The organism is Streptomyces sp. NPDC027189, from assembly GCF_055566975.1.
This window is the reverse complement of sequence record NZ_JBVHRI010000002.1, coordinates 233615-242887: the sequence shown is the minus strand read 5'-3', so window position 1 is coordinate 242887 and position 9273 is coordinate 233615. Positions and strand designations below refer to the sequence as shown.

Below are 9273 nucleotides of genomic sequence, written 5' to 3'. Positions count from 1 at the left end.
TTTGAAAATTGACGACTCATCAACTCTCGTGCCCTATCAACGGCCCATTCCCTGCTCACGGAACACCGACCGCGGTCACGCCCGCCACATGCGCGAATTCCGCACAGGATGACGACAGCTTCTCCATAGGTCATCATCGGCAGGCCCGGCAGCGCTCTGTCACGCGCCGGTTCCATGGGGGAAGGGGAACTCGCCCGATGACGCGCAACTGGCGCCGTATGCCTGGCCGCCGGACCACTGCGGCACTACTCGCCACCGCAGTCGCCACGACCGGCATCGTCTACGCAGGGCTCCGGCTGGACAGCGACGCCAAGGGTAGCGACGCCGGACGCGACCGAACCGCGAAGACCGTCACCGAAACCGCAGCCATCAACCAGGCGGCCAGGACCGGAAAGCCTGTCGAGGTCACCTCCGCGCGCACCGCACACTCCACCACCTGGGCGCGCCCCGACGGCCTCATAATGAAGCAGCTGTACTCGTCGCCGATCCGGGCCAAGGTGGGCGGCGAGTGGAAGAAGATCGACCCGAACCTGCACCGCACCAAGGACGGCTGGGAACCGGCAGCCACCAACACCCGCATGGTGTTCTCGGCCGGCTCCGCGACACACGGTCAGCAGCGCGCGTCCCGTTCGACCACACGCCGGGTCTCCCTCCTCAAGGGTGCGGCCGCAGCCGACACCGGGACCCCGCTGGTCACCCTCCATGTCGGCGATGGCGCCTACGACATCCAGCTCACCTGGCCCGGTGCAGTCCCCACACCCATCATCGACGGCAACCGCGCCCTGTACCCGGAGATCTTCCCGGGCGGCGACCTGGTGCTCACCGCCGACGACGACGGCTTCGGGCAGCTCATCGTGCTGAAGAACCGCCAGGCGGCTTCCGACCCGCATGTGCAGCAGCTGGTCTACGGTCTGCACTCCGCCGAGCTCACCTTCCGCCTGGACCCTGCCTCCGGCATCATCAGCGCCGAAAACCCCTACGGCGAAGAGGTCGCAGTCTCGCCCACACCGCTGATGTGGGACAGCAGCGGCTCCCCGGCCGACACCGACGGCGCTGTGGGCGAAACCGCCCAGCCGACCGAGTCCGAGTCCCCGGATCCTTCGGACTCCGCCGAGCCAGACCCCAGCGACACCCCGACCGCCACAGCAGAAGACCCCGTCGAATCCGACGAGCAGAGCGACACCGACGTCGAGGCGTTGCCCTCCGCGAGCGACGGCCCCGAGCCAACGGTGTCGGAGTCCCCGCTGCCGTCCGCGCCCGCAGAGCCGACCCCGGAGCCCTCGCAGACCGGCTCAGCGGCCACGCTGAGCCTGCCCTCACTCGACGGTCCTTCTCCCGACTCGCACGGCGACCTCGTTGAGACCGACCTGTCCGCGGGACAGTGGACGATCACCCCAGGCCAGGACTTCCTGACCGACCCGGCCACCACCTACCCGGTGTTCATCGACCCGTCGGTCAAGAAGCACACCCAGAACTGGACCACCGCCTACAACCGGCACCCCAAGGCCACCTTCTACAACGGCAAGGGCTTCAACAGGGGAGGGACCCACGAGGCCCGCGTCGGCTTCGAATCCGACACCTGGGGCACCTCCCGCTCGTTCTTCAACATCTCCTTCGACAAGGACCTCAAGGGCACCAAAATCACCAGCGCGAAGCTGCGCATGCTGGAGACCTACTCCTGGTCCTGCAGCGACCGCTCGATGAGCGTGCACCTCACCAGCGAGATCAACTCGCACACCAACTGGAGAAACGCACCCAGGCTCCACGACGGCAACAAACTCGCCAGCAAGAGTTTCGCGCACGGCTGGAAGGCATCCAGATGCCGCGACGCGTACGAAGCCTTCGACGTGAAGAAGGGCGCCCAGAAGACCGCCGACGAGGGCGACGACACCATCACCTTCGGACTGCGCGCCCGCGACGAACACTCCCAGTACGCATGGAAGAAGTTCCAGGCCAACGGCGACAACGCCCCCGTCCTGGAACTGGTCTACAACCGCAAGCCCACGATCGTCTCCAACTCCCTGGACCTCGGCCCGGACGGCAAGTGCACCACCACGAAGCAATACGTACGCATGGGCTCGGGCGACCTGACCTTCACCGCCAAGGCCACGGACAAGGACAAGAACCTCAACTACCTCGACTTCGACCTCTGGCCCACCGGCCAGTGGGACACCACCGGCGACCTACTCAAATCAACCGGCAAGGTATCCGTCGGCGCTGACACCGACACGGCACTGAAAACGACGAACGGCTTCTCCACCAGCGGGCTCAAGAACGGCACCACCTACTCCTGGCGAGTACGCGCGGTCGACGACACCGGAAGTTCGTCGGCCTACTACCCGGCCAAGACACCCTGCCGCTTCGTTCTGGACACGGCCGCACCCCGGCTGCCCAAGGTCAGCTCCACCGACTTCCCCAACGCCGACGGCGATAAGAACGGCTTCGGCAGCGGCGCCGAGGACGCCATCTGGAGTACCAAGAAGTTCGGCACACCCGGCTCCTTCACCTTCCGCGCCCTCAATACGGACGTCGTGCGCTACGAGTACGGCTTCAACTCCGCCAGCTACACAGGCCAGATCACGCGCACCGCCGGCACGGCCACCAGCGTCAGCGCCACCATCACCGATGCCAAGCCCCCCACCGCCGGACCCAACGTGCTCTACGTCCGCACCGTCGACGGCGCGGGCAACCCCTCGGAGCCGACCAGGTACTTCTTCTACGTCACCCCCCGCGACCAGGCCGACGCGCCCGGCGACTTCACGGGAGACAAACTGCCCGACCTCATGGTCGTCACCGAGGGCGGCAACCTGGCCCTCTACCCCTCCCAGGCCAACAAGGACGACCTGAACAAGGGAACCGGCGACCTGGACTACTCGATGCCAGGCGCCTACCGGGCCAACCCCGAAAAGGACCCCAACGGCGACGACCTGCCGCCCTATGTCGCCGCGCCCTCAGGCCACTTCAAGGGCGCCCTCATCACCCACAACGGCGACATCACCGGCGGCGACGGCCTCCAGGACCTCGTCGTCCGCCTCGACGGCAAACTCTGGGTCTACCCTGGGGACGGCTACGGCGCCGTCAACACCGACAAACGCCAGGAGATCCTCCTGCCCGCGGGCGCACCCAGCCCCGACAACCTCACCCAGATCGTGGCAGCAGGCGACATCACCGGCGACGGACGCACCGACTTCCTCGCCACCGTCAAGAACGCAGGCGGCACCGACGACGAACTGTGGGCCCTCACCGGATACCACGGCGCCACCATCGACCAGGCCATCCGGCTGTCCGCCTCCGGCTGGAAGGACCGGGACATCGTCACCGCCCAGGACGTCTCAGGCGACGCAATCGCCGACCTCGTCTACCGCACCGACGTCACCGGGCGCCTGCTGCTGCGCAAGGGCATCGCCGCCTCCAGCGGCGGCGTCGACCTCAACTCGCTGGCATCCGCCGCCAACTCCTCCGGCGGCATCGACACCGAGTACGGCGCCTCCGGCTGGTACAGCAGCAGCGTCCCCCTCCTCATCGGAACCCCCGACGCCAACGGAGACACCATCCCCGACATCTGGGCCATCCGCTCCGACGGATCCGTACGCTTCCACCCCGGCAGCAAAACCGCCCTCACCGGCACCGGAACCGAAATCATCACCGCAAAGGACTACTGGAAGACCCGCATCACCATCGGATGAGATCCCGCCAGCACGCCGTTGGGCCCACTGCCCCCGGGCAGTGGGCCCAACGGCGTGCACGGCCGGCACCACCTTTCCTGACGGTGTGCCCCTGCGCGCCGACTGCGAAGGACGCCCCAGTGCGGCCGCGGAAGGGCCCGGGTGGCTCTGAACGACTCTCGGGCTCACGCCCGGCAACCACTGCCCGCGGGGCTGGCGGCGTGACATCACACAGAGCGGCAGCCTGGCGCTGGTGCGAGAGGCAGCCTTCCAGCGCCGACAGGTCCGGGCCGGGTCCAGACGCTCCCCGGTCGAGCCCTTGGAACGCGCGGGTGTCTGTCCGGGGCGTGCACCTGCTGTCGGTGACTGCTCCCTGAACAAGGGCAGGCCATCACGCAAGTCTCCCTGGTGAACGGGCAGTGCGATCGGAGGAGCGCACGATGGCCCTGTTCCAGTCTGACCTGATGCAGAGCTCATCGAGGCCGAGGTCGCCGAGGTCATCGGCGCCGCCCCGGGCGAGCACTCCGACCAGCGCAGGACCTGGCGCAACGGCCACCGGGCGAGACTGCTGACCACCCAGGCCGACTCCTCGTGCCGCGAGTCGACGCTCATGCCGCACCCCCGTCACCGGCCGGGCGCAGCCCGAAGAGCCGTGGCTTCCGTTTGCTCGCCCGGTGGGTGGCCAGCCTGCCCGCGGCCGTGAGCTCGTAGTAGTAGCGCTTCGGGCGACCGGGATGCTCGCCGGTCTCGGCTCTGCGGTCCGCCCATCCCGCGTGGACGAGCCGTTCGAGAACCGGATAGACCGTGCCGGAGCGGAGATCGGCCTCCTCACAGATCCGCAGCCCCCACGCCGGGTTGTCGGGCGTGGAGGCCAGCAACACCTTGAGGACCTCAAGTGTGGGGCGAGTCAGGCGAATTGATGCCATACCGCGAGTGAGGCACGCTCCGAACCATCTGTCGAAAACGACAGTTGGCTCACCGCTCGGTCCGCCGGCCGAGCTCGAAGATGCCGTACGCGAATCCCTGAGCGGTGATGGTTCCGTCCTGGAAGCGGATGCCGGTGGCCTCCACCGGGCGTGCGTCACCGGCGCCGTCGTACGCGTAACTCACCGTATTCCGCTGCGGATTGACGACTACGAGATACCGCCCGCCCCGCACGTACACGAACGGATAGCCGGTGTGCAGCACCTCCACCGAGCCGCGCGGGCCCAGTTCCGGCGTGCCGGTGCGGAGGGCGACGAGGCGGCGAACGAGATGCAGGAGGGAGGTGTCGTCGGCGCGCTGGGCAGCGACCGTCGGGCGGTCCGGGGACGGGGCGAGCGGGAGGTAGAGATGGTCGGGCGGGGCGGTGGAGAAGCCGGCGTTCGGGCTGTCGTCCCACTGCATCGGGGTGCGGGAGCCCGCGCGGTTGTAGCGGGGGCCCAGCACGCTGCCCTCCTTGTCGGGCAGGCCCGGGACATAGCGCATCCCGATCTCGTCGCCGTAGTAGATCGCCGGGAGCGTCGGCCAGGTGAGCTGGAAGGCGAAGGCGGCGGGGAGCTGATCGGCCGTGCGGGGGCCGCAGTTGAGGCGGGAGAAGTCGTGGTTGGCGGTGGGCAGGGAGACGAAGCCGCTGCCGCCGACGGCGGTCGACGCCTGGTGCCAGGCCTCGACGAAGGGGCGGGGCGAGCCCTTGCCGCTGGGGTCGAAGAAGCAGTCGAGCGGGTCCCAGGCCTCGTTGACCGTGCCCTCGGCGTTGCTCCACAGAGAGCGCAGGGCGAGGCCGTCGGTGGGGCCGCCGAACTGGAGGAAGAAGTCCGCGTGGAAGCCCGCGGGCACGGACACCTCCGGCTCGCCCCACTCCGAGAGCAGCACCGCGTCCGGATGGGCGCCGTCCAGCCAGTGGCGCAACTCCGCCCAGATCCTGGCGGTTTCCGTCTTGTCCGCGTCGTCCTTCACCAGCGACGCGGCCATGTCCACACGGAAGCCGGCCAGGCCGAGGCCCAGCCAGTGGTCCATGATCGCGCGCAGGGCCGCCCGGTTGGCGCGCGGGCCCTCGGCGTCGACCGGGCGACGCCAGGGCTCGGCCGGATTCTCGCGCGCGTAACCGAAGTTGAGAGCGGGCTGGAAAGCGAAGAAGTTGGGGAGGTACCCGCCCGGGCGGGTACCGGGGGAGGGGACGAAGCCGTCGGGGCGGCCCTCGGGCGCCCAGATGTACCGGTCGTCGGCCGGATCGTTCGCGGCGGTCCTGAACCACGGGTGCTCGTCGGAGGTGTGACCCGCCACGAGGTCCAGCAGTACGCGGATGCCGCGACGGCCCGCTTCGTCCACCAGCTTGGCGAGGTCGTCGTTCGAGCCGTAGCGGGGCGCGGCGGCGAGATAGTCGGAGACGTCGTATCCGGCGTCGCGGAACGGTGAGACGAAGCAGGGGTTGAGCCACACGGTGTTGACGCCCAGCCACGCGAGGTGGTCGAGGCGCTCGGCGATTCCGTTGAAGTCGCCGATCCCGTCGCCGTTCGAGTCGGCGAACGACTGCGGGTAGATCTGGTAGAAGACGGCGTCGGCCAGCCAGGCGGGGGCGGGACGGAACGAAGTCATGCAGGGGACCATAGATCAGCGCACACCGGGCCCGCTGCCCCTAAGCTGAAGGCGATGTTCACCCCGCAAGGTCCCACTCTCCGGGAACTGGCCGTCCAGGCCCTCTCGTCTGTCGAACGCGGCTACGACCTGCTCGCGCCGAAGTTCGACCACACGCCGTTCCGGACACCGGACGCGATCCTCGACGCGGTGGGACGGGCGCTGCGCCCCATGGGGCCGTTCGACGCAGGGCTCGATCTGTGCTGTGGCACCGGGGCCGGCATGGACGTCCTGGGCACGCTGTGCCGGGAGAGCGTCACCGGGGTCGACATCAGCGCGGGGATGCTGGCGGTGGGGCGCGGGCGCCCGAGTGGCGCCGGCCCGTCGTCCACTGCGGCACCGCCGCCCCGGCCCCGTGTCACGTGGGTACGCGGCGACGCCCGTGCCCTCCCCTTCGGTCCCGCCTTCGACCTGGTCGTGAGCTTCGGCGCCTTTGGGCATTTCCTGCCCCGCGAGCTGCCGGGCCTGTTCACCCAGGTCCGCTCCGTGCTGCGTCCTGGCGGGCGCTTCGCGTTCCCGATCATGGCTCCGCCCCGGCCGAGCTCGCCCTGGTACTGGGCCCTGCTGGGCTTCGACGCGGTGATGCGGGTGCGCAATGCCGTCTGGCGTCCGCCGTTCGTCATGTACTACCGGGCGTTCCGGCTCGCTGATGTGCGGCGGGAGCTGGCGTGGGCCGGTTTCGAGGTCGATCTCCACGCGCTGCCCGAATTCGGGTGTCGACGGGACGGGAGCCCACGGTGCCGGATGGTGGTGGCGAGGGTTCCCTCGGCCGGCCGGGGGCGGTGAGGGCCGCGGCAGGTGGGAGATCGTGTGGGCCGTCCTGCACGTCATTGCGAGCGTGCGCAGGATCTGCTCCCTGTCAGGTCCTTGTCGGCCGAGGGCCCCGTGGCAGCCGTACGGTGAAGCAGGCTCCGCCCTCGGGCCCGTGTCCCTGCGCCGTCACCGAACCGCCCATCCGCTGGGTGAGACGGTGCACGATGGCCAACCCAAGGCCGGTCCCGACCGGACGGATGCCCTGGTAGCGGGCGTGCAGCGTGCCCCGTTCGAAGGCGATCTCGGCGTCCTCGGGCGTCAGGCCGGGGCCGCCGTCGCGCACCTCGAGACGTGCTCCGCCGCCGTCCGGTGCGAGGGCCAGCACCAGCGGTGCGCCCGCGGGGGTCACGCGCAGCGCGTTCTCCGCGAGGCCGTCGATCACCTGACGGACCCGGACGCCGTCCGTGTCGACGGTCAACGGCCTGCCCGGCCGCTCTGCGCGGAACCGCACGCCATGGCGTGCGCAGCGGTCCGCCCAGACCGTGCCGGCCTTCGCCACCAGTGCGTCGAGATCGACCGGATGTGTCTCGACACGGAAGTCGTCGGCCTCCAACTGGGCGAGATCCAGCAGATCCTGCACGAACCGTTCCAAGCGTCTGGTCTCGCTCAGCAGTGTTTCGCCGACCATGGGCAGTTCCTCGGGCCCGACCACTCCGTCGGCGAGCGCCTCCGCGTAACCGAGTGTCGCGGTGAGCGGAGTGCGCAGCTCGTGCGAGACGGAGAGCAGGAACTCGCGCTGCCTGTCCTCACTGCGCGCCAGCGCCTCGTCCAGAATGTTCAACGCCCTGGTCAGGTCGGTGAGTTCGCGCGGTCCGCCGGGTGCCGCGCGCAGCCCGCGTTCGCCGTCGGCGAGCCGTCGCGCCGTGGTCGCGGCAGCGGTGACAGGGCGTGAGAGCCGTCGGGCCAGCAGCAGGCCGGCCAGCCCCGCGCCCACCAGGCCCACCGCGAACGGGAGCGGCAGCGCCCGGCGCATGCGGGTCACGCTGTCGCGTACGACCGTGTACGGCTGCGTCAGGACGACGGCGCTGCCCGCGTTCGCGGGGCGGCCCTCCACCAGGACGTGCTCACCGCCCAGATACGCGTCCGTGGAGACGGACTTGCCGTCCAGCAGGCTCGCCCGCGTTCGGGCGTCCACGGCATCGGTGGCCGGCCCGACTGTGTTGCCGTCGGGGGTGATGACCGCGATCCGTTCCCCGTTCGACCCCGCGAGCCGCTGTTCGCGGTCGAGCAGGAGCTGCGAGATGGCGGGGGTCCGGCTCAGCACCTCCGCCTGCCGCCCGAGTTGGTCGCGCTGCTGTGCCTCCGCGCCGGTGTGGATCAGGTACCAGCTGGTGATGCCCGTGAGGAGTACGGCGACCAGGGCGACCGCCGTCGTCACCACAGTGATGCTGCGCGTGACGGTGCCCGGCCGACTCCACAGGTGGCCGGCGCCGAACTGGCGGAGGCGATGGCCGAGGGCGCCGGACCGTGGTGCGCGGGGCTTCACCGCGCCGGGTCCGCCGCGCTGTAGCCGACACCGCGCACCGTCCGGATCGGGCTGGCGTCGCCGAGCTTGGCGCGCAGCTGCGCGACGTGCACGTCCACGGTCCGGCTTCCGCGGTAGTCGGCCTGCCCCCACACCTGGGCGAGCAACTGCTCCCGCGGGAAGACCCGGCCGGGATGGCGCAGCAGATGGGCGAGCAGGTCGAACTCGGTGGCCGTCAGTTCCACGGGCTGCCCGTCCGCCTCCGCCGTACGGCGCACCGGATCCACCACGACCCTGCCCAGGCGCCGGGTCGTCCCGCAGGGCGGGCCGGAGGCTCGTCGCAACACGGTCTTGACCCGGGCGACCAGTTCCCGAGGCGAGAACGGCTTCGTGATGTAGTCGTCCGCGCCGAGCTCCAGGCCGAGGATGCGATCCGCCTCGTCGTCGCGGGCCGTGACCAGCAGGACCGGCGTCCAGTCGCCGTCCTCGCGCAGCCTGCGGCACACCTCGACGCCGTCCAGACCGGGCAGCGCGATGTCCAGGACGATCGCCACGGGACGCAGCCGCCGCGCGGCCGCGAGTCCCGCCCGGCCGTCCGCTTCCACGTGCACCCCGAAGCCCTCGCGCGTCAGGTACAGCCGCTGGAGGTCGGCGATGTGCCGTTCGTCCTCGACGACCAGGACGAGGCCCTTGCTGTCCGGCATGCCACCCTCC

At 70.0% G+C, this 9273-nt stretch carries 6 protein-coding genes and 1 pseudogene; 3 read left to right on the top strand and 4 right to left on the bottom strand.

The genetic code is table 11. The features are described 5' to 3' along the window. Positions 1–197: 197 nt before the first annotated feature. Complete coding sequence (locus ACZ4RZ_RS05665; RefSeq protein WP_467742345.1) at positions 198–3686, top strand: DNRLRE domain-containing protein; 3489 nt, start codon at positions 198–200, stop codon at positions 3684–3686. A 448-nt stretch (positions 3687–4134) separates the two neighbouring features. Further along, positions 4135–4248, top strand: a pseudogene (locus ACZ4RZ_RS05660) (transposase); the annotation flags it as partial. Positions 4249–4273: 25 nt separating this feature from the next. Here the strand turns inward: ACZ4RZ_RS05660 and ACZ4RZ_RS05655 are convergent. Beyond that, positions 4274–4591 carry a PadR family transcriptional regulator gene (locus tag ACZ4RZ_RS05655; protein ID WP_467742343.1) on the bottom strand — a complete coding sequence of 106 codons (318 nt, stop codon included), beginning with the start codon at positions 4589–4591 and terminating at the stop codon, positions 4274–4276. 49 nt (positions 4592–4640) lie between these two features. After that, positions 4641–6242, bottom strand: a complete 1602-nt coding sequence (locus ACZ4RZ_RS05650; protein ID WP_467742341.1) for an alpha-amylase family glycosyl hydrolase — start codon at positions 6240–6242, stop codon at positions 4641–4643. Between the two features lie 54 nt (positions 6243–6296). Here ACZ4RZ_RS05650 and ACZ4RZ_RS05645 point away from each other — a divergent pair, with 54 nt between their 5' ends. After that, the gene (locus ACZ4RZ_RS05645) at positions 6297–7067 is read left to right on the top strand and encodes a class I SAM-dependent methyltransferase (RefSeq protein ID WP_467742339.1); all 771 of its coding nucleotides are present in this window, start codon (positions 6297–6299) and stop codon (positions 7065–7067) included. A gap of 73 nt (positions 7068–7140) precedes the next feature. Here ACZ4RZ_RS05645 and ACZ4RZ_RS05640 read toward each other — a convergent pair whose 3' ends face one another. After that, positions 7141–8472, bottom strand: coding sequence for a sensor histidine kinase (locus ACZ4RZ_RS05640; RefSeq protein WP_467742337.1), 1332 nt, complete (start codon positions 8470–8472; stop codon positions 7141–7143). A 104-nt stretch (positions 8473–8576) separates the two neighbouring features. Then, a complete protein-coding gene (locus ACZ4RZ_RS05635; protein WP_467742335.1) occupies positions 8577–9263 on the bottom strand; it encodes a response regulator transcription factor in 687 nt (228 codons plus the stop codon). Between the last annotated feature and the right edge of the window lie 10 nt (positions 9264–9273).

Bases quoted from the DNA above. Each gene is read 5' to 3' on its own strand.
- ACZ4RZ_RS05650 (WP_467742341.1), bottom strand. From the start codon at position 6,242: ATGACTTCGTTCCGTCCCGCCCCCGCCTGGCTGGCCGACGCCGTCTTC.
- ACZ4RZ_RS05645 (WP_467742339.1), top strand. From the start codon at position 6,297: ATGTTCACCCCGCAAGGTCCCACTCTCCGGGAACTGGCCGTCCAGGCC.
- ACZ4RZ_RS05635 (WP_467742335.1), bottom strand. From the start codon at position 9,263: ATGCCGGACAGCAAGGGCCTCGTCCTGGTCGTCGAGGACGAACGGCAC.
- ACZ4RZ_RS05665 (WP_467742345.1), top strand. From the start codon at position 198: ATGACGCGCAACTGGCGCCGTATGCCTGGCCGCCGGACCACTGCGGCA.
- ACZ4RZ_RS05655 (WP_467742343.1), bottom strand. From the start codon at position 4,591: ATGGCATCAATTCGCCTGACTCGCCCCACACTTGAGGTCCTCAAGGTG.